A 19586-nucleotide genomic window follows, 5' to 3' on the forward strand; every position below is an offset into this window, starting at 1 on the left:
CGGTGATGCGGTCCACGTTCTCGCTGTTCCTCTGTCTCTCCCTGAGCGGCTCCGTCGCCCTGGCGCACACGGGCGAGTCCCACGCCGCCGCCCAGCCCGTCGTCACCGGCCCGTCCTTCTCCGTCCCGAAGGAGACGCAGTTCCTCCTGGAGGTCCGCACGCGACGCGCGGCGGTGCGCTCGGTGGAGTCCCGACTGGTGACGCCCGGGAAGGTGGTGCCTCGCACCGACCGCATCGCCCAGGTGTCCGCGCCCGTCGCGGGACGGGTGCTCGCGGCGAACGGCGCCGTGCCGCTCGTCGGCCAGCGCGTGAAGCGCGGCGAGGTGCTGGCGCTGGTGCAGCAGAGCCTCTCCACCTCCGAGTCCACCGGCCTGTCGACGAGCCACTTCCAGGCGGAGGCCGAGGTCTCCCGCGCCCAGGCCGCGCTGGAGCAGGCTCGACGGGACCTCACGCGCCTCGAGTCCCTCCAGGGCGTGGTGGCGGAGAAGGAGGTCCAACAGGCACGGCTCGCGGTGAGCACCGCCGAGCAGGAGTGGAGCCGGGCGAAGTCCGCGCGCGAGGTCCTCGCGGGCGCACGCCAGGGGCAGGGCACCGCGCGGGTCTCACTGGTCGCGCCCATCGACGGCGTGCTCGTGGAGGCCCGAGCCTCCGTGGGTGAGCAGGTGGACCCGTCGCGTCCGCTCTTCACCGTGCTGGACGCCTCCATCGTCTGGGTGGAGGCGCACGTCTACGAGGCCGAGGTCGCCCGGGCCGAGGGCACCACGGGTGCGCTCATCTCCACCGCGGCCTATCCCGGCCAGCACTTCCCGGCGAAGCCCTATCACGTGGGCCAGATGGTGGACGAGGCGACGCGCAGCGTGCGCGTGCTCTTCGAGGTCGACAATCGCGAGGGCCGACTGCGCCCCGGCATGTTCGTGGACGTGGCGCTCGGAGAAGGTGGACGCAAGGACGAGCTCGCCGTGCCGACGGATGCAGTCGTGGAGGACGAGGGCCGCGCCTTCGTCTTCATCCACACCGGGCCGGAGACGTTCGAGCTGCGCCCCGTGGTGCTCGGCGGCACGGATGGCGCGTGGAGGGCGGTGCGCCAGGGCTTGAAGACAGGAGAGCGGGTGGTGGTCTCCGGCGTGGCGGCGCTGCGGCTGGCGCGAGGGGGACGGTAGTGCTGGACCACGTCATCCTCTTCTCGCTGCGCCATCGCCTGTTCGTCGTGCTCGCGGCGGTGGCGGTGCTGCTCTATGGCGGCTGGGCCGTCACGCGGCTCCCCGTGGACGTGTTCCCCGACCTCAACCGTCCCACCGTCACGGTGATGACCGAGGCGGGCGGCCTGTCCCCCGAGGAGGTGGAGACCCTCGTCACCACGCCCATCGAGACGTCGATGAACGGCGCGCCCGGGGTGCAGCGGGTGCGCTCGTCCTCGGGCGTGGGCCTGTCCATCGTCCACGTGGAGTTCGACTGGGGCACGGACATCTACCTGGACCGGCAGCTCGTCTCCGAGCGGCTCCAGGTGGCGCGTGAGCGCCTGCCGCGCGACGTGGCGCCCCACCTGACGCCCGTGTCCTCCATCATGGGGGAGATCCTCCTGCTCGGCGTGCAGAGCGAGGAGGGGCGCACGTCGCCGCTGGAGCTGCGCTCGCTGGCGGACTGGGTGCTGCGCCAGCGCCTGCTCACCATTCCCGGCATCGCCCAGGTGACGGTGCTCGGCGGCGGCGTGAAGCAGTTCCAGGTCCGCGTGGCGCCCGGGAAGCTCCTGGCCTTCGGGCTCACCTTCGAGGACGTGGAGCGCGCGGCGGGGCTGTCCCAGGGCAACACCACGGGCGGCTTCGTGGACAAGGGCGGGCGCGAGTACCTGGTCCGCAACCTCGCGCGCAGCGCCTCCGTGGAGGACCTTCGCGCCACGGTGGTCGCGATGCGGGACGGTGTCCCGGTGCGCCTCTCCCAGGTCGCCGAGGTGGACGTGGGCCCGGCGGTGAAGCGCGGTGATGGCGGCATGAATGGTCGCCCCGCGGTCATCCTCGCGGTGCAGAAGCAGCCCGGCGCGAGCACCCTCGCGCTGACGGAGCAGGTGGACGTCGCGGTCAAGGAGCTGCGCTCCACGCTGCCCGGGGACGTGCGCGTGGAGACGCTCTTCCGTCAGGCGGACTTCATCCAGGCCGCCATCGGCAACGTGGTGGAGGCGCTGCGGGACGGCGCGCTGCTCGTCGTGGTGGTGTTGTTCCTCTTCCTCGTCAACCTGCGCACCACCGCCATCACCCTCACCGCGATTCCGCTCTCCTTCGTCATCACCGCGCTGGTGATGAAGGCGTTCGGCCTGTCCATCAACACCCTTACGCTCGGGGGCCTCGCGGTGGCCGTGGGCGAGCTGGTGGACGACGCCATCGTCGACGTGGAGAACGTCTACCGGCGCCTGAGGGAGAATCGGGCGAAGGAGCAGCCGGAGCCCGTGCTCCGCGTCATCTACCTCGCCTCCTCGGAGGTGCGTGGGTCCATCGTCTTCGCCACGCTCATCGTGGTGCTGGTGTTCCTGCCCCTGTTCGCGCTCGGTGGAATCGAGGGCCGCCTGTTCGCGCCGCTCGGCGTGGCCTACGTGGTGTCCATCCTCGCCTCCCTGCTCGTGTCCCTCACCGTGACGCCCGCGCTGTGCGCGTTCCTGCTCCCCAAGGGGCGCTTGCTGGAGCACGGCGATGGCGCCGTGGTGCGGTGGTTGAAGGCGCGGGCGCGCCATGTGCTCGACTTCTCGCTGGCCCATTCGAGCGCGGTGATGGTGGGGGCGACGGTGCTGGTGCTCGGCGCGGTGGCGGTGGTGCCGTTCCTCGGGCGCTCCTTCCTGCCGCCGTTCAACGAGGGCACCGCCACCGTCAACGTGCTGGCACCTCCGGGCACGTCGCTGGAGGAGTCCAATCGCTTCGGGCTGCTGGCCGAGCGGCTCATCGCCTCCGTCCCCGAGGTGAAGACCGTGGGGCGCCGCACCGGCCGCGCCGAGCAGGACGAGCACGCGGAGGGCGTGCACTACTCGGAGCTGGACGTGGACTTCAAGGAGGGCGGGCGTCCTCGGGACGTGGTGCTCGCGGACCTGCGCGAGCGGCTGTCCGTGCTGCCCGGCCTGTCCGTGTCCGTGGGACAGCCCATCTCGCACCGACTGGACCACCTGCTGTCCGGCATCCGCGCGCAGGTGGCGGTGAAGCTCTTCGGGCAGGACCTGGAGGCGCTGCGCGGCAAGGCGGAGGAGGTGCGCTCCGTCATGGCGCAGGTGCCCGGCGTGGTGGACCTCCAGGTGGAGCAGCAGACGCTGATTCCCCAGCTCCAGGTGCGCCTGAAGCGCGAGGAGGCGGCGCGGCTGGGCGTCCAGCCGGGCGCCATGGCGGAGCAGCTCGAGAAGGCCTTCAACGGCGTGGTGGTGGGGCAGGTGCTGGAGGGCCAGCGGACCTTCGACGTGCTGGTGCGCTACGAGGAGCGCGCGCGGGTGGACGCGGAGGCCTTCCGTCGGGCGCTGGTGGACACGCCGTCGGGCGCGCGGGTGCCCGTGGCCGCGGTGGCCGAGGTGGTGGAGTCGCGCGGCCCCAACGTCATCCACCACGACCACCTCCAGCGGCGCGTGGTGGTGATGGCCAACGTGGCGGGCAGGGATTTGGGCAGCGCGGTGGAGGAGGTCCGCGAGCGCGTGGCCGCGAGCGTGGTGCTGCCGACGGGGACGTTCCTCTCGTACGAGGGGCAGTTCGAGAGCCAAGAGGCCGCGACGCGGCTCATCGCGCTGCTGTCGCTGGTGTCGCTCGTGGGCATGTTCCTGGTGCTGTACGCGCACTTCCGCTCGGCGCGCCTCGTGGCGCAGGTGATGCTCAACATCCCGCTCGCGCTGGTGGGCAGCGTGACGGCGGTGGTGCTCACCGGGCAGCCGCTGTCGGTGGCGACGCTCGTGGGCTTCGTCACGCTGTGCGGCATCGCCAGCCGGAACACCATCATGCTCATCTCGCACTACCTCCATCTGGTGGAGCACGAGGGCGCGGTGTTCGGCCGGGAGATGGTGGTGCGTGGCTCGCTGGAGCGACTGGTGCCTGTGCTGATGACGGCGCTCACGGCGGGGCTGGCGCTGGTGCCGCTGGCGCTCGCCTCGGGCGCTCCCGGCAAGGAGATATTGCACCCGGTGGCCACCGTGATTCTGGGCGGGCTCATCAGCTCCACGCTGCTGGACCTGCTGGTCACGCCGGCCGTGTTCCACCGCTTCGGACGTCCCGCGCTGGAGCGCTACCTGTCGCGCAAGGCGGCGGCGCGGACCGAGGATGACCTGACGCTCCCGGGGCCCCGGCCCGAGGGAGAGCGACTCGCGGGCTCGTATTGAGGCCCTCGCGGGCCCGCATTGGGATTGAGGAGAGAGATGAGACACGGATTCATCGCGGTGGTGGTGGCGGCGGGGATGGCGGCCGCATGCAGCAAGAAGGAGTCACCGGCGCCTGCGCCCGTCGCCGCGCGCTCGCACGTCGAGGAGGCGCCGCATGCGCACGCCGCGCCCCACGGTGGGCTGGTGGAGGCGACGCCTCGGGGGCATCTGGAGTTGGTGACGACGCGGGCCGGCGGTTATCGCGTGTACCTGCTCGATGCATCGCTCGCGTCGCGTCCGGTGGACGGGGCCACGGGCTCGGTGAAGGTGGCCAAGGGCGGCTATCCGGACGTCACGCTGACGCCCGCGGGAGACCACCTGGCGGGACAGGGGCCCGAGCACGGCGATGACCACCTGGCCATGGTGGTGACGGTGGTGAAGGACGGGAAGCCGGAGGTCGCTCGCTTCGCCGCGCACCTGGAGGCGAACGGACACGGCAACGGGCTCGTGGGGACGCTGCGCGTGGCGCCCTGTCCCGCGACCCCTCCCGAGGGCCTGAGCGCCGCGGACTGCGCGAAGCAGGGCGGCGTGTACTCGCTGGTCCGGGACAGTGGCGCCACCGCGCTGGTGCTCGCGGCGCCGGGACAGGACGCGAAGAGTCTGCTGAGCACCCGCGTGGGGCAGCGCGTGCATGTGAAGGGCACAGAGGCCGAGGGGCGCGTGGTGGCCGAGGCGGTGGCGCTGGAGCACGACCACACGCCCTTCCACGGTGGCGTCGTGGCGATGAGCGGCGACACGCATCTGGAGGTGCTGTCCCTGCGCTCCGGCGAGGTGCGGGTCTGGGTGACGGATGCCTTTCGTCAGCCGCTGCCGCTCGCGGGACGCAAGGGCGTGGTGGAGGTGACGGGCGTGTCCTCGCCGCTGGTGCCCGAGGCGGGTGGCGCGTACCTGAGCGGCATGCTGCCTCCTGCGGACACTGAGCGGGAGGTGACGGTACGCCTGCCGATGCCCGAGGACGCGGAGTACTTCATCGGCTTCCTGCTGACGCCCACGGACGCGCCGAAGTCCGCCGCGAAGCCCGAGGCGACGGGCGGCGACGCGGTGCAGGAGGTGACCATCACGGTGCAGGGCGGCTATCAGCCGAGCGAGGTGACGCTGAAGCAGGGCGTGCCCGCGCGGCTGCGCTTCGTGCGCAAGGACTCGGGCGGCTGCGGCGACGAGCTGCTCATCCCCGACTTCGGCATCCGGCGTCCGCTGCCCGGTCTGACGGAGACGGTGGTCTCCTTCGTTCCGGACAAGGTCGGCACGTTCGCGTTCACCTGTGGCATGCAGATGATGAAGGGCCAGCTGGTGGTGAAGTGAGCACCTCCGAGAACACCGAGGCGATGCGCGAGGAGGGCGACGCGGTGACGCGGGCGCTGGTGGAGAACCATCGCCAGTTCCTCGCCTTCGTGGAGCGGCGCGTGGGCAACCGCGCGACGGCGGAGGAGATCCTCCAGTCCGCCTTCGTGAAGTCGCTGGAGAGCCAGCGTGTCCTCGACGACGAGGAGGGCGCGGTGACGTGGTTCTACCGGCTGCTGCGCAACGCGCTGGTGGACCACTACCGCCGTCAGCAGGTGGAGGGCCGTGCGCTGGCGCGCGAGGCGCTCGGAGCCGAGGAGCCCTCCGAGGACCTCGAGCTCAGGCAGGCCGTCTGCGCGTGCGTGGGCGAGCTGCTGCCCACCCTCAAGCCCGAGTACGCCCAGATGGTCCGCGAGGTGGACCTGGAGGAGCGCTCCGTGCTGGACGTGGCGTGGGAGGCGGGAATCACCCCCAACAACGCGGGCGTGCGTCTGCACCGCGCGCGGCAGGCCCTCAAGAAGCAACTGGAGCGCAGCTGCGGCACCTGTGCGTCCCACGGCTGCCTGGACTGCTCGTGCAAGGCGCGCTCCTGAGCAGGCGGCGAGCGGGGCGCTCGGGTCCGGCGAGAAAGCCCTTGCCGAAGTCCCGGGCGCGCCGTTAACTCTTCCGCAGGTGCCGAGGGGCGCCTGCCCGAAAAGACGACGTCACCCTCGCTTCATCCGGCAGGTCCGACAGTTTCCGATGAGTTCCTTCCACGGCCCATGACACGGGTGGGGCCGCCGTTCAGGGACTTCTCATGGGAACCGTTGCAGACACCTCCGAGCCCCTCTCCCTCCAAGAGTGCAAGGTCCGCGCGTCGCTCCTGCTCAAGGCGCTCGCCGCGGACGACTCCGCGAAGGCCTCGCGCGCGGCGGAGCGGCTGCGCGTGCTGCCCGGCTTCGCCAGCCTGTCGCTGGGCGAGGTGCTCGCGCGCCGTGACTCCATCCAGCGCAAGCACGCGCTCGCCGTCATCGCGAGGGAGCAGGGGCACGCCACCTGGAGCGACTTGAAGCAGGCGCTGGAGGCGCGCGATGCGCCCCGGGTCGACTTCGAGCGGCTGCTCTCCCGCACCGGCGGCACGTACCTCAACCGCTGGTTCACCTCCTACGAGGCGGCCGCCGCGTCGCTGCGCGAGTTCGGGGGCTACCTCTTCCCCTTCCGCGAGCAGTTCTTCATCTGCGAGCCCGGGCTCTTGGGCCTGCTCGGGCTGGACCCGGCGGACCCGGACTGGGCGAAGGCCGGTCCGGACTGGCTCGCGCCTCGCGATGCCCAGGCCCACGCGCGGCTCGAACAACGCCTGCTCCAGCGCTGCCGCGAAATCCCCACCCACCCCACGAGGAAGCCGCCCATGTCGTCCCCTGATGCCAACGCAAGCCGGGCCCGTCGCTCGGACCTCAAGCGCGAGTACAAGGAGAACCCTCCCGAGATGGGCGTGTTCGCCGTGCGCAACCACGCCAACGGCAAGGTGCTGGTGGGCTCGGCGCTCAACGTCCCGGGCATGCTCAACCGCATCCGCTTCGAGCTGACCATGAACATGCCCCGCATCCCCGCGCTGCTCGAGGACTGGAAGCGCCACGGCGCGGAGAAGTTCACCTTCGAGGTGCTCGACGTGCTCGAGCCGCCCAAGGAGCCCGGCGTGGACCTCAACGAGGAGCTGCGCGTGCTGGAGAACCTGTGGCTCGACCGCCTGAAGCCCTACGGCGACGCGGGCTACAACGCGCCACCCAAGTAGGCGGGCACGCCGCCGGTGCGGGTGCGCACCCTTACGGAAAATCGACTGTAAGAGTCCGCCGGGTGTCTCGTTGGCCCGGGGGAAAGGAGACGCACCATGCATCGCCACTCCCACCCGGGCTCCCACTCCCACCCGCACCCTTCGGCTCCCCCTCCTCCGAGCGAGGGGGCGCACGCCATCGACCCGGTCTGCGGGATGAAGGTGGACCCGAGCGCTCCCAAGGGCGGCAGCCTGGAGCACGAGGGGCGCACCTTCCACTTCTGCAACCCGAAGTGCCGTGAGCGCTTCGCCGCGGACCCGGCGCGCTACCTCGCGCCGCCCCCGGAGTCGCCCGAGCCGCCGCCTCCCGCCACGCCGGGGACGATGTACGTGTGCCCCATGGACCCGGAGGTGCGTCAGGACCATCCCGGGGCCTGCCCGAAGTGCGGCATGGCGCTGGAGCCGGAGACGCTCTCGGTCCCCGAGACGCGCGTCGAGTACGTGTGCCCCATGCACCCGGAGGTGGTGCGCGAGGGGCCGGGGAGCTGCCCCATTTGCGGCATGGCGCTGGAGCCGCGCACGGTGCTGCCCGAGGACACGCCGGACCCCGAGCTGACGTCCATGTGGCGGCGCTTCCTGGTGGGCATGGGGCTCACGGTGCCGCTTCTGGTGCTGGCGATGTCGGACATGATTCCGGGGCAGCCCGTGCAGCACGCGGTGCCCGCGTCGGTGCTGGCCTGGGCGCAGCTGCTGCTGGCGACGCCCGTGGTGCTGTGGGGCGGCTGGCCCTTCTTCCAGCGCGGCTGGGCGTCGGTGAAGAACCGGCACCTCAACATGTTCACGCTCATCGCCCTGGGCACGGGCGCGGCGTATGTCTTCAGCGTCTTCGCCACGCTCTTCCCGGACCTGCTGCCCCACGGGCTGCGCACCGGACACGGAGGCACCGCGCCGCTGTACTTCGAGGCCGCCGCCGTCATCGTCACCCTGGTGGCGCTGGGGCAGGTGCTGGAGCTGCGGGCGCGGCACGCGACGTCCGGGGCGCTGCGCTCGCTGTTGAGCCTGGCGCCCCCGGTGGCGCGGCGGATTCGCGAGGACGGGCACGAGGAGGATGTGCCGCTCGCGCACGTGCACCCCGGTGACCGCCTGCGGGTGCGGCCCGGTGAGAAGGTGCCGGTGGACGGCGAGGTGCTGGAGGGCGCCAGCGCCGTGGACGAGTCGATGGTGACGGGCGAGTCCTTGCCGGTGGAGAAGTCACGCGGGGAGAAGGTGACGGGCGGCACGGTGAATGGGACGGGCTCGCTGGTGATGAAGGCCGAGCGCGTGGGCAAGGACACGCTGCTGTCGCGCATCGTCCAGCGGGTGAGCGAGGCGCAGCGCACGCGCGCGCCCATCCAGCGGCTGGCGGACAAGGTGGCCGCGGTCTTCGTGCCGGTGGTCATCGCGGTGGCGGTGGTGACGGCGGTGGTGTGGGGTGTGTGGGGGCCGGAGCCCCGGCTGGCGCACGCGCTGGTGAACGCGGTGGCGGTGCTCATCATCGCGTGCCCGTGCGCGCTGGGCCTGGCCACGCCCATGTCCATCATGGTGGGGACGGGGCGGGGCGCGCAGGCGGGCGTCCTCATCCGCGACGCGGCGGCGCTGGAGCGGCTGGAGGCGGTGGACACGCTGGTGGTGGACAAGACGGGCACGCTCACCGAGGGCAAGCCGAGGCTGGTGTCGGTGGTGGCCTCCGAGGGCATCGACGAGGCGACGCTGCTGCGGCTGGCCGCGAGCCTGGAGCGGGGCAGCGAGCACCCGTTGGCGGAGGCGATTGTCTCCGGCGCGAAGGAGCGCGGGGCGGTGCTGACGGCGGTGGAGGACTTCCGCTCGGAGACGGGCAAGGGCGTGGTGGGGCGGGTGGACGGCGTGGAGGTGGCGCTGGGCAACGCGGCGCTGATGTCGGCGCGCGGCGTGGAGGCCACGGCGCTGACGGCGCGGGCCGAGTCGCTGCGTCAGGAGGGGCAGACGGTGGTGCTGGTGGCGGTGTCGGGCCGCGCGGCGGGGCTCCTGGGCGTCGAGGACCCGGTGAAGGAGTCGACGCCGGAGGCCTTGTCGCTGCTGCGCCAGGAGGGGCTGCGCGTGGTGATGCTGACGGGGGACAGTCAGACGACGGCGGAGGCGGTGGCGCGCAGGCTGGGCATCTCCGAGGTCATCGCGGGGGTGTTGCCGGAGGGGAAGGGGGACGTGGTGAAGCGGCTGCAGCAGGAGGGCCGCGTGGTGGCGATGGCGGGGGATGGGGTCAACGACGCGCCGGCGCTGGCGCAGGCGGATGTGGGCATCGCGATGGGGACGGGGACGGACATCGCGATGGAGAGCGCGGGTGTCACCCTGGTGAAGGGGGACCTGAGGGGTATCGTCCGGGCGCGCCGGCTGAGTCAGGGGGCGCTGCGCAACATCCGGCAGAACCTCTTCTTCGCCTTCATCTACAACCTCCTGGGCGTTCCCCTGGCGGCGGGGGTGCTGTACCCCTTCTTCGGCCTGCTCCTGAGCCCCATCTTCGCCAGCGCGGCGATGAGCCTGTCCTCGGTGTCGGTCATCGCCAACGCGTTGAGGTTGCGGCGGCTGAAGCTGTAGGTCCGGGAGGCGCCGGGGGAGGGCGACTGCTCGCCCCCCGACGGGCGGCGCGGGCCCGCGAGGGAAGACGTGCACCGGCCGTGCGGGCCATTAGACTGCGTCGTATGAGCCCGCCCGCCGGTCACGTCTCCGTCGTCAACCTGCCGAATGCGTGGTTCATCCTCTGTTCCTCGCGTGAGCTGAAGGACAAGCCGCTGGCGCGCACGCTCCAGGGCACGCCGCTGGTGCTCTTCCGGGGTGAGGGCGGCACGCCTGGCGCGCTGGTGGACCGCTGCCCGCACCGCAACGTCCCGCTGTCGCTGGGGCGCGTGAAGGGCGGACAGCTCCAGTGCGGCTACCACGGCTGGAAGTTCGACACGGGCGGGCAGTGCCGCGCCATCCCGGGGTTCATGGGTGAGCCGGAGGCCCGCTCGCGCTGCGCGACGTCGTATGCGACGCGGGAGCAGGATGGGTTCATCTGGGTGTACTCGACGCCCGGCGCGGTGCCCACGACGGAGCCGTTCCGCTTCCCGCTGCTGGAGGCGGGGGACTACACCACGGTGCGCCGCATCCTGCGCGCGCCGGGCTCGCTGCACGCGACGCTGGAGAACACGCTCGACGTGCCGCACACGGCGTACCTGCACGGGGGCTTGTTCCGCACGGAGGAGAAGCGCAACGAGATTGACGTGGTGGTGCGGCGCAGCGCGGACCGGGTGGAGGCGGAGTACATCGGCGAGCCGCGTCCCAGCGGCGTCGTGGGGAGGCTCCTGGCTCCGGGCGGTGGCGTGGTGCAGCACTTCGACCGCTTCCTGATGCCGTCGATCGCGCAGGTGGAGTACCGCATCGGCGAGGGGAGCCACATCATCGTGACCTCGGCGATGACGCCCGTGTCGGAGTGGGACACGATGGTGTACGCGGTGGTGACGTTCCGGCTGCCGCTGCCGCGCTGGCTCCTGCGCGCCGTGCTGCCCGTGGCCATGCCGGTGGCGCTCCACATCTTCAACCAGGACGTGCGCATCCTGAAGACGCAGACGGAGACCATCCGGCGCTTCGGCACGGAGACGTATGCGTCCACGGAGATTGATGTCCTGGGCCCCGGCATCCTCCGCTTGCTGCGCGCCGCCGAGCAGGGCAAGCCCGGTGCGGTGGGCGACGCCGTGCACGAGACGCGGCTGAAGATGAAGACCTGAGCGCGGCACGTCGCCGTGGATGAGGCGCGCCTGAAGATGAAAGCCCGCGCGAAGCGTGGACACCGCGAGCGGCCCGGCGCGGTGCCGCTCACCGGGTGAAGGCGGTGTGCTCCTCGCGAGCCCCCGGGGTGGCGGGCGGATGGGCCGTTCTACTTCGCGAGCTTCAAGTGTGCCTCCCAGCGTCGCCGCAAGGCCGCGCGGCGCTCGGGGTACGGTGTGTCGAGGAAGTCCACGCTGAGCAGGCGCTCGGTCCTGAAGTAGCGGAAGTCGCGCCTCAGCTCACACCATGCAATCAATACGCGGACGCCCGTCACGTAGCCCACGAGGATGGGCCACACCGTGCGCTGGCTCGTGAGGCCCTCCGCGTCGGTGTAGTGGAGGTGGAGCTTCAGTTGCTTCCGTGACCACTCCCGCAGCCGCCCCAGGTCGACCGTCCCGTCGGGGTGCTTGTGCCTCGCCGGTGGAGTGCCCACCACCGGGTCGTCGACCAGCTCGCGCAGGTGCTCCGGGACGATGGCGGCGACCTTGGCCAACACGCCTTCCGCAGCCGCCGACAACGTCTTGTCCGCGTTGGCCGCCACCCACTGCGCGCCGAGCACCACCGCCTCGATTTCGCTGGGTGTCAGCATCAACGGCGGCAGGTCGAAGCCGCGCTCCAGCACGTAGCCGACCCCTGCTTCTCCTCGAATCGGCACGCGGCGGGCCATCAGCGCCGCGAGGTCCCGGTACACGGTGCGCTGACTGGTCTCGAGCTTCTCGGCGATGGCGCTGGCCGTCATCGGACCCTTGGCCCGCCGCAGCACCTGGAGAATCTCGAACAGCCGGTCCGCGCGTCGCATGCGTCCTCCGCGCTACGCCATGGCGGTGAGGATAGCGCAGCTCACGAGGTTGCTGACCAGGAAGTAGGGCGCGTTGATGACCCCGTAGAGCAGCGGCCTGGGCATGTTGGGATTGATGGCCACGTTGAACACCGTGGCGACGAGATAGCCGAGCCCGCTGATGACGCCGAACGCGAGCGCGTTCGGCATCGTGTCGAGGTGGAACGAGCGCAGCAGGACCGCGTTCGTCAGCGTCACCACGAGTCCGCAGAGCAGGGGACCCACGATGAAGAGGGGCTCCGGCTTGCGGCCCGCCAGGTCGGTGCGCGCGAGCGCCAGCGCATATGGCTTCGGGATGACCCCCATGTACCACGCGGCGCCGAGCACCTGCAGCGCCACGGTCGAGAGGAGAACGGCGAGCCAGTTGATTGAAAGCGTGAACATCGTGTGCGCCCCGGTGGAGGTGAGGCGCACGGAGTACCGCCACCCTGCTGCCACCGTGGTGGCAGCAGTGAATGGGACGCCGTCCTAGGTGGCGACGGTCGGAGCGCGGGCCTCGATGCGCCAGCAGGCGGCGGTGAGCCGCACCTCGTCGCCGTGGACGAAGGGGCTGAAGGCGGCGAGCAGGGTGTCGACGAGCTTCGCCCGTGCCTGTTCGTCGAGCTCCTGAATCACCCGGCCCACGGGCCCGAGCCGGGTGACGTACCGAGCCAGGCTCCGCGCGGGCATGGTGCACGGGACGTCGATGGCGCGCAGGGTGATGTCCGTCCAGCCGCTCTGCTCCAGGATGCGCTGGACGCGGTTCGGGTCCGCGAAGGCGAACTGTCCCGGCGCGTCCGGGAGGCGGGGAGGGATGTTCGTCAGGAAGGGCGCCGCGGCCTTCTCCGCGGTCGTCATGAACGGGTTCTCCTCCGGGCTCCTCCAGGCGATGCAACACAACCGGGCGTCACGGGTGGCCGCGCGTCGGAGGTTCGTGAAGGCCCGGACCGGGTCGTCGAAGAACATGACGCCGAAGCGGGACATCACCAGGTCGAACGACGCGGGCTCGAAGGCATGGGTCTCCGCGTTGGCCTCGATGAAGCGGGCGGCCACGTGCTGTGCCTCGGCCTGCTCCCGCGCCACGGCGAGCATCGGCGTGGAGACGTCGAGTCCGACGCACTGTCCCGTCGAGCCGAGATGCCGGGCGACGGCGAGCGTCGTGCTCCCCGTCCCGCAGCCCACGTCGAGCACACGGTGAGCCCCAGCGGCTCGCACGGCCTCGATGAACAGGGACTCGAAGGGCTTGAACAACTGCTCGAGCACCTCCCGGGTGTCCACCCAGGCGTGTCCCGCGGGGCCCTTCCAGAGGGCCTCCTGCTCCAGGGGGGATGGGGTTCCGGCGGTCATCGCGTGTCTCCTTCCTCTACCGATGAGATGTGCTGAAGACGCTACAGTGCCAGTTCAAGTCGACTTGAGGTCAAGCGAATGAGGGACCTGGACATCACCGAGGTGGCGCGACGCTCGGGCGTACCCGCCTCAACGCTGCGCTTCTACGAGGAGAAGGGGCTGCTCTGCTCGACGGGCAGGCGGGGCCTGCGCCGCCTGTTCGGTCCGGACGTGCTGGAGCGGCTCGCGCTCATCGCGCTGGGACGGGAGGCCGGGTTCTCGCTGGAGGAGATCGCCCGGATGTTCGCGCCCGATGGACGCCTGGCCATCGACCGGAGGTTGCTGGTCCAGAAGGCGGAGGAGCTCGACAGCTCCATCCGGCGGCTGAGCGCCATGCGCGACGGCTTGAGGCACGCCGCGAGCTGTCCCGCGCCGAGCCACCTGGAGTGTCCCCGGTTCCGCCGACTGCTGTCGGCCGCCGTGTCCTCCCGCCGCGAGGGCGCCGCGACGAAGGACCTGGACCGAGCGCCGAGGAAACGGGCACCTGCCGGGCGTCGTCCGAGGCCGTGAAACACCCCAGGCCCCCACCTCCAATCGACGTGCGGGACCGCATCGAGCGCACGTGCGGGGTCGAGGGCGCGCCGGACCTCCCTGGTCTTGTCGGCCGTGGACCGCGCATGGGGCGTCGGACGCCTGACAATCCTTCGCGGATGTGAGGGCTTTCAAACCCTCCGCGCCCGCCCGGCTTTGTCCTGAGTCGATGAGGTCCGCCAACGTCTCCGCGCTCCGGCTCCCTGCTGCGTGTCCAGGGGCCATGCGCGGGGTGGGCCATGGGACCGAACACGAGCCTGGACAGTCTCCGCGCGCCCATCGTTCGCCGCGTCGAACGACTCCAGGCGCAGTGGGCTGCCTTCGCCGAGGACGACGATGCGCGCCTGCTTCGCTGGGTCCTCGCGCCGAACGAGCGGAAGCTCATGGACACCTTCTTCGTCGTCGAGGAGCACGACGGCGGCGTGTCACCGGACCTGTTCCTGCGGTTGGAGGTGCCCTTCGCCACGCCCTCCCACCATGGCCTGGAGCTGGTGGAGGCGATGACCTCGCAGTACCACGCGCTCCGGTATGACCTGGAGCAGGCAGGCGTGGATGCGTCCTGGGTGCCGCCTCGTCGGGAGCCGGGCCAGGACGACGCGCGCGTCTTCCTGCGCGCGGCGGAGTCCTTTCACGAGCACCACCAGCCCTTGTTCCGCCACCTCGTGCTCGTGCTCCTCCCGGAGGAGGTCTCCTCGAGCGCGGACTGGACGGCGTGGGTCGAGCGAACGGTGCTCCAGGCGCACGCGACCCAGGTGCGGCTGGTGTGCTTCGATGACCCCTCCTCGCCCACGTTGGCGGAGGTGGCGCGGGCCCAGGCCCGCCGGGTCCGCACCTGCGTGGCGGGACTCGACATGGGCGCGGCGATGGAGGAGGTGTCCTCGGCGGCCGGGCACCTGGACACGCCGCAAGGCCACTTCCGGCACCTGTACGTGAAGCTGGGCCGCGCCCTGGAGGCGCGGGACCTGGAGGCGGCGCGGGGCCTGGCGACCGAAGCGGTGGCGGTGGCGAAGGCCCAGGAGTGGAGCCACCTCGTCGTCGCGACCCACGTGGCGCTGGCCACGGGGTACATGACGAAGGAGGACTTCCCGGCGGCCGTCGCCTGCTACCGCTCCGCGGAGGCCGAGGCCCTGGCCGCGCATCAGCGAGGTGAAGCGCAGGGCCTCCCCTTGCAACTCAAGGTGCGCATGGCCCTGGGGGGCGCGCTCATCTGCGCGCGCACCTATTCGCGAAGCGCAGACCTGTATCGCGACACGGCGCCGCTGGCCGAGCAACTGAAGGACGACCGCATGCTGCTGGAGTGCTGGCGCATGGCGGCCTACGGCTATGAGCTGGCCCGGGACCATGACGCCTCCTGGGCCTGCGGGGTGCGCGCCTTCCCCGTGGCGCACCGGATGGACGAGGAGACGCGCCGCACGTCCACGCTGGGCTACCTGGGCGACGGGCTGATGCGCCTGACGCGGACGTGGAAGTACCGCGCGCACCGAGGCGTCGTCGAGGAGCAGATGTCGCGGCTGCTGGGCCCGGCGTGGCGCCCCCCGGACTCGCGGAGGCCGTCGTCATGATGCCGGCCGCGAAGCACTTCGACCTGCTGCTGGGCATCGACATCCACCTCGTCCAGCCGCCGGGCCCCGTCCCCCCGGTCCCCATCCCTCATCCGCACCTGGGGCTGGTGTTCGACCCCGTCGACTACGTGCCCGTCCTGGGGGCCACGGTGCTGGTGGGCGGACTGCCGCGCGCGCAGGCGGGCTCGTCCGGCATCGCGCTGCCACCGCACATCCCCCTGGGCGGCGTGTTCGTGAAGCCTCCGGCCAACGAGTCGGAGCTCTTCATGGGCAGCAGCACGGTGTCCGTGGATGGAGACGCCTTCAGCTACCTGGGCCTCCCGGTCCTGAGCTGTCAGGACATCGGCATCCCGCCCATCCCCCGGCTCAAGAAGAAGAAGACCACGAAGTCGCTGGTGCTCCCCACGACGGTGGTGCTGTCCATCCCGCTGCCGGTCCTGGTGGGCGGCACGCCGACCGTCTCCTTGATGGCCCTGGCCATGCGCGCGGGCTTCGCGCTGCTGGGGGCGTTGCTGCGCAAGGTGAAGGCGCTGCGCAAGACGCGCAAGGCGCAGAACGGGGTCCACTGCACGGGTGGACATCCGGTGGACATCATCACCGGGGCCAACTTCGACGAGTTCACGGACGCGGTGTCTCCGCCGCCCGGCCTCTTTCGCTGGCGGCGGCACTACACCACGGCGCGCGTGACCGAGCAGGGCCCGCTGGGGTGGGGCTTCCGACACGAGTACCAGCACACCCTGCGCTTGATGCGACAGGCCTGGCGCTACGAGAACGGCCAGGGACGCGTCATCGACTTCACGCCGATGGGGTCCGGGGAGGTGGAGACGCTCCAGCAGGGCGTGGTGCTCCGGAGGTTGGACGCCCGGCGCTTCGAGGTGTGCGAGGCGGATGCGCCGCGCTTCGAGCTGGAGCTGGCGGGCGCGGAGCCGCTGGCGCGCCTGCGCTTCGTCCGGAGCCCGGACGCGGAGCTGGAGCTGCGCTATCGGGGCGCGCGGCTCGTCCTGCTCATCGAGCGGACGCGGCACGGACGTCAGCGCTACGCCTGCGCCTACGACGCACGGGGCCGGATGACGTCGCTCCTGCGGCTGCGCGATGGCGGTCCTCCTGAATGCCTGGCCTCGTACGGCTACGACAAGCGGGGACGGCTGGTGACGTCGTGTGACGCGGAGGGCGGCCGTCATGCGCTGGTCCATGACGAAGCGCACCGCTGGACGGAGATGACCACGCCCGGCGGCTACCGCTTCTGGTGGAAGTACGACGACCAGGGGCGCTGCGTGGAGACGTCCGGAGAGGACGGGCTCTGGTGGGCCCGCTTCGAATACGACGCCGAGCGTCGCGAGACGCGCGTCACGGAGCGCCAGGGCGGAGTCTCCGTCTTCAAGTACGACGCGAACGACACGTTGCTGGAGCGGGTGGACCCCTACGGCGGGGTGCTCCGGCGGGAGGTGGATGCGGACGGCGGCATCGTGCGTGAGGTGGACTCAGGGGGCCGGGTCACCCGCTGGCTCTACGATGCACAGGGCGCCCACACGGGGCTGCTGGACCCCTTCGGGCAGCGCCTGCCTCCGGCGGAGACGCAGGCCGACCCTCCGGGCCCCGACCTCTTCAGTCATCCCGTCACGCCCCTGGGCCACCTGCTGGGCCTCCGCATGGAGGAGCTTGCGTCCGTGGCGACGCGGGACCTCCCGACGCTGCTCGAGCGTGTCCCCGCGGAGCTGTCCACCGTCCTGGCCACGCTGGTGAGGGCCCACCCCTCGGCGGAGGAGGCGACCGCCCCGGTTCGCGAGTACGACCGACTGGGCCGCTGCATCAAGGAGGTGGACGCAGCGGGCCGGGTCCAGGCGTGGAGCTACGACACCGGCGGCAACCGGGTGTGGCACCAGGACGCGGACGGCTCCATCACCCGGTGGGGGATAGGCCGGTGGAATCTCGTCGTGTCCGAGACGGACGCGCTCGGACACACCCTGCACGTCGCCCACTCCTCCACGGAGGAGGTGGTCCGTGTCGAGGACGCGGGAGGCGCCGTCAGCGAGTACGCGCGGGATGAGAAGGACCGGCTCGTCCGGGTGACGCGCCACGGGGTGTCGCGGGACGAATACGTCTGGGACGTGGGCGACCGCCTGGTGGAGAAGCGGGACGGACACGGCAGGTGGCTGCTGAGGCTGGACTACGAACAGGAGGGGCACCTGGTGACGTGCGCCCTCGCCTCGGGGGCAACGCACTTGCTGGCCTTCGACCTGGAGGACCAGGTCATCCGCGCCTCCACGGACGCGCACACGGTGGCGCTCGAGCGCGACGCGCGAGGACGCATGCGAAGCGACCTGCGCGATGGCCTGGGCGTCGTGCACACCGTGAGGGGCCGTGAGCGGCGCACCGAGGTGCTGGGCTTCACCTCCACCGTGGTGGACGAGCAGGGGTCGCTCGTCCAGGTGGTCGACCCGACCGGCGGAGCGCACGCCATCTGGAAGCACTCGGCGGGGTGGGTGCTGCGGGAGCACGCCCAGGGCACCCGCGAGCTTCGCCAGCATGACGACCGGGGCTGGCCGCTTTCGACACTGCGGTGGCGCTGGACCGACGACGGGCAGCTCCAGCACCACGGGGTCCGCTACGAGCGCACCTCGGAGGGCGACTGCATCGGCGTCCACGACAGCGTGGACGGCGAGACGCTGTACACGGTGGATGCCGCGCACCGGCTGGTGGAGGAGGACGGCCCCGGCGGGCGACACCTGTACCACCTGGACGCCGCGGGCAACCTGCTGGCGAAGCCGGGGCTGCGAGGCGTGGTGCTCCAGGAAGGCAACCGGTTGGTCGAGGCCAACGGGGAGCGCTTCGTCTACGACGACCGCAATCACATCGCGGAGCGACACCGCGAGGACGGCTCGCGGGTCCGCTACACCTACGACAGCGCGGACATGCTCATCCGCGTCGAGGATGGCCACGCGGAGCCGTGGACGGCGGACTACGACGCCATCGGTCGGCGCATCCGGTGTGGACGCGGGGCGCGGCAGACCTGGTTCTACTGGGATGGCGAGCGACTGGCGGCGGAGCACGCTTCCGACGGCAGGCTGCGCATCCACGTGTATGGGGCCCACGACGCCCTGGTGCCGCTGCTGTTCGTGGACTACGAGCACCCGGAGGCGCACCCTTCGACGGGGCGCGTCTACACGCTCTTCACGAGCCCCAACGGCACGCCGACCCGCATCGAGGACGCGCGAGGTCAGCCGGTCTGGCGCGCCACGCGCATCGAGCCGTATGGGCACGTGGAGGTCGACGCCGCGTCCACGGTGGACTGCCCGCTGCGGATGGTGGGGCACTATCACGACGCGGAGACGGGGCTCTTCTACAACCGCTTCCGCTACTACGAGCCTCGCCTGGGGCGGTATCTCCAGAGCGACCCGCTGGGCACGGGGGGCGGCAGCAACCTGTATGCCTATGCGCCCCATCCGCTCGACCAGGTCGATGTCCTGGGGCTGGTCCACTCGAAGAAGGGAAAGGCCAGCGCCAAGGGGGGCAAGTCCGCCAAGGGCGTCACGCGGGTCGAGACGCTGCTGACCCTCCCCATCAAGAGCCGCATCCACAAGAAGAAGAAGCTCCAGGCGCAGAAGAAGATTGTCTACACCGACCCCCAGGGCCGGAAGTCGACGTACTTCCTGGACGGCAAGGGGCGGACGGTGCTCAGCGAGGTCCCGTTGGATCCACCCAAGAAGTACAAGAAGGAGGGTGTCAGCCACATCAAGCCGGATGGGTACCAATCCGGAATCGACCACCGGGGGCATCTGGGGCCGGAGCGCGGCGTGGCGAACCAGGACCTGGTGAACGTGCCCGAGAACGTCATCGCGGAGCACGGCACCAAGTCGAACCTCAGCGTCAAGAAGCGGCTGGAGAACAAATCCATCGCCACCGCGAAGACCACGCCGAACACCCTGTTCGTCAGCGAGCCGAAGTACTCAGGTTCATCGGGCCGGCCCACCGAGGTCGCTCACTCGCTGCTCGATGGCTCGGGTAAACCCATCACGGGTCACTCACAAGTCATTCCCAATCCCAAGACCTAGGTCGTCCTCTTTCCCG

Annotated in this window: 13 protein-coding genes; 10 read left to right on the top strand and 3 right to left on the bottom strand. The window is 71.1% G+C overall.

Translation table 11 applies throughout. The features are described from left to right. The first annotated feature begins 5 nt into the window (after positions 1–5). From AC6JA9_RS05650 to AC6JA9_RS05680, 7 genes are all read left to right on the top strand, one after another. The gene (locus AC6JA9_RS05650; protein WP_497959219.1) at positions 6–1160 is read left to right on the top strand and encodes an efflux RND transporter periplasmic adaptor subunit; all 1155 of its coding nucleotides are present in this window, start codon (positions 6–8) and stop codon (positions 1158–1160) included. Continuing rightward, positions 1160–4333, top strand: coding sequence for an efflux RND transporter permease subunit (locus AC6JA9_RS05655; RefSeq protein WP_497959220.1), 3174 nt, complete (start codon positions 1160–1162; stop codon positions 4331–4333). The genes AC6JA9_RS05650 and AC6JA9_RS05655 overlap by 1 nt, the downstream gene beginning before the upstream one ends. Before the next feature lie 36 nt (positions 4334–4369). After that, a complete protein-coding gene (locus AC6JA9_RS05660; protein WP_223746069.1) occupies positions 4370–5674 on the top strand; it encodes a cupredoxin domain-containing protein in 1305 nt (434 codons plus the stop codon). A 23-nt stretch (positions 5675–5697) separates the two neighbouring features. Next, positions 5698–6246: an RNA polymerase sigma factor gene (locus AC6JA9_RS05665; RefSeq protein WP_497960630.1), complete on the top strand. Its 549-nt coding sequence runs from the start codon at positions 5698–5700 to the stop codon at positions 6244–6246. Positions 6247–6449: 203 nt separating this feature from the next. Beyond that, a complete protein-coding gene (locus tag AC6JA9_RS05670) occupies positions 6450–7424 on the top strand; it encodes a GIY-YIG nuclease family protein (RefSeq protein WP_497959221.1) in 975 nt (324 codons plus the stop codon). 96 nt (positions 7425–7520) lie between these two features. Next, positions 7521–10013, top strand: a complete 2493-nt coding sequence (locus AC6JA9_RS05675) for a heavy metal translocating P-type ATPase (RefSeq protein WP_497959222.1) — start codon at positions 7521–7523, stop codon at positions 10011–10013. A gap of 104 nt (positions 10014–10117) precedes the next feature. Further along, the gene (locus AC6JA9_RS05680; protein WP_141328262.1) at positions 10118–11182 is read left to right on the top strand and encodes a Rieske 2Fe-2S domain-containing protein; all 1065 of its coding nucleotides are present in this window, start codon (positions 10118–10120) and stop codon (positions 11180–11182) included. A gap of 149 nt (positions 11183–11331) precedes the next feature. Here the strand turns inward: AC6JA9_RS05680 and AC6JA9_RS05685 are convergent, their stop codons facing one another. The 3 genes from AC6JA9_RS05685 to AC6JA9_RS05695 form a co-directional block, all read right to left on the bottom strand. Further along, on the bottom strand, positions 11332–12021 hold the full coding sequence (locus AC6JA9_RS05685; protein ID WP_267697995.1) for a helix-turn-helix transcriptional regulator: 690 nt from the start codon (positions 12019–12021) through the stop codon (positions 11332–11334). A 12-nt stretch (positions 12022–12033) separates the two neighbouring features. Further along, positions 12034–12444 (bottom strand): DUF1761 domain-containing protein, encoded by a 411-nt coding sequence (locus AC6JA9_RS05690; RefSeq protein WP_223746073.1) that lies wholly within the window; start codon positions 12442–12444, stop codon positions 12034–12036. Between the two features lie 84 nt (positions 12445–12528). Further along, positions 12529–13386 (bottom strand): class I SAM-dependent methyltransferase, encoded by an 858-nt coding sequence (locus AC6JA9_RS05695; protein WP_497959223.1) that lies wholly within the window; start codon positions 13384–13386, stop codon positions 12529–12531. 78 nt (positions 13387–13464) lie between these two features. Here AC6JA9_RS05695 and AC6JA9_RS05700 point away from each other — a divergent pair, with 78 nt between their 5' ends. The 3 genes from AC6JA9_RS05700 to AC6JA9_RS05710 all read left to right on the top strand — a co-directional run bounded on the left by AC6JA9_RS05700 (position 13465) and on the right by AC6JA9_RS05710 (position 19570). After that, positions 13465–13935, top strand: a complete 471-nt coding sequence (locus tag AC6JA9_RS05700; protein WP_223746075.1) for a helix-turn-helix domain-containing protein — start codon at positions 13465–13467, stop codon at positions 13933–13935. A gap of 260 nt (positions 13936–14195) precedes the next feature. Next, positions 14196–15518 carry a hypothetical protein gene (locus tag AC6JA9_RS05705; protein WP_497959224.1) on the top strand — a complete coding sequence of 441 codons (1323 nt, stop codon included), beginning with the start codon at positions 14196–14198 and terminating at the stop codon, positions 15516–15518. Then, a complete protein-coding gene (locus AC6JA9_RS05710) occupies positions 15515–19570 on the top strand; it encodes an RHS repeat-associated core domain-containing protein (protein WP_497959225.1) in 4056 nt (1351 codons plus the stop codon). The genes AC6JA9_RS05705 and AC6JA9_RS05710 overlap by 4 nt, the downstream gene beginning before the upstream one ends. Positions 19571–19586 lie beyond the last annotated feature (16 nt).

The sequence above is a fragment of the Myxococcus sp. MH1 genome, assembly GCF_059738865.1.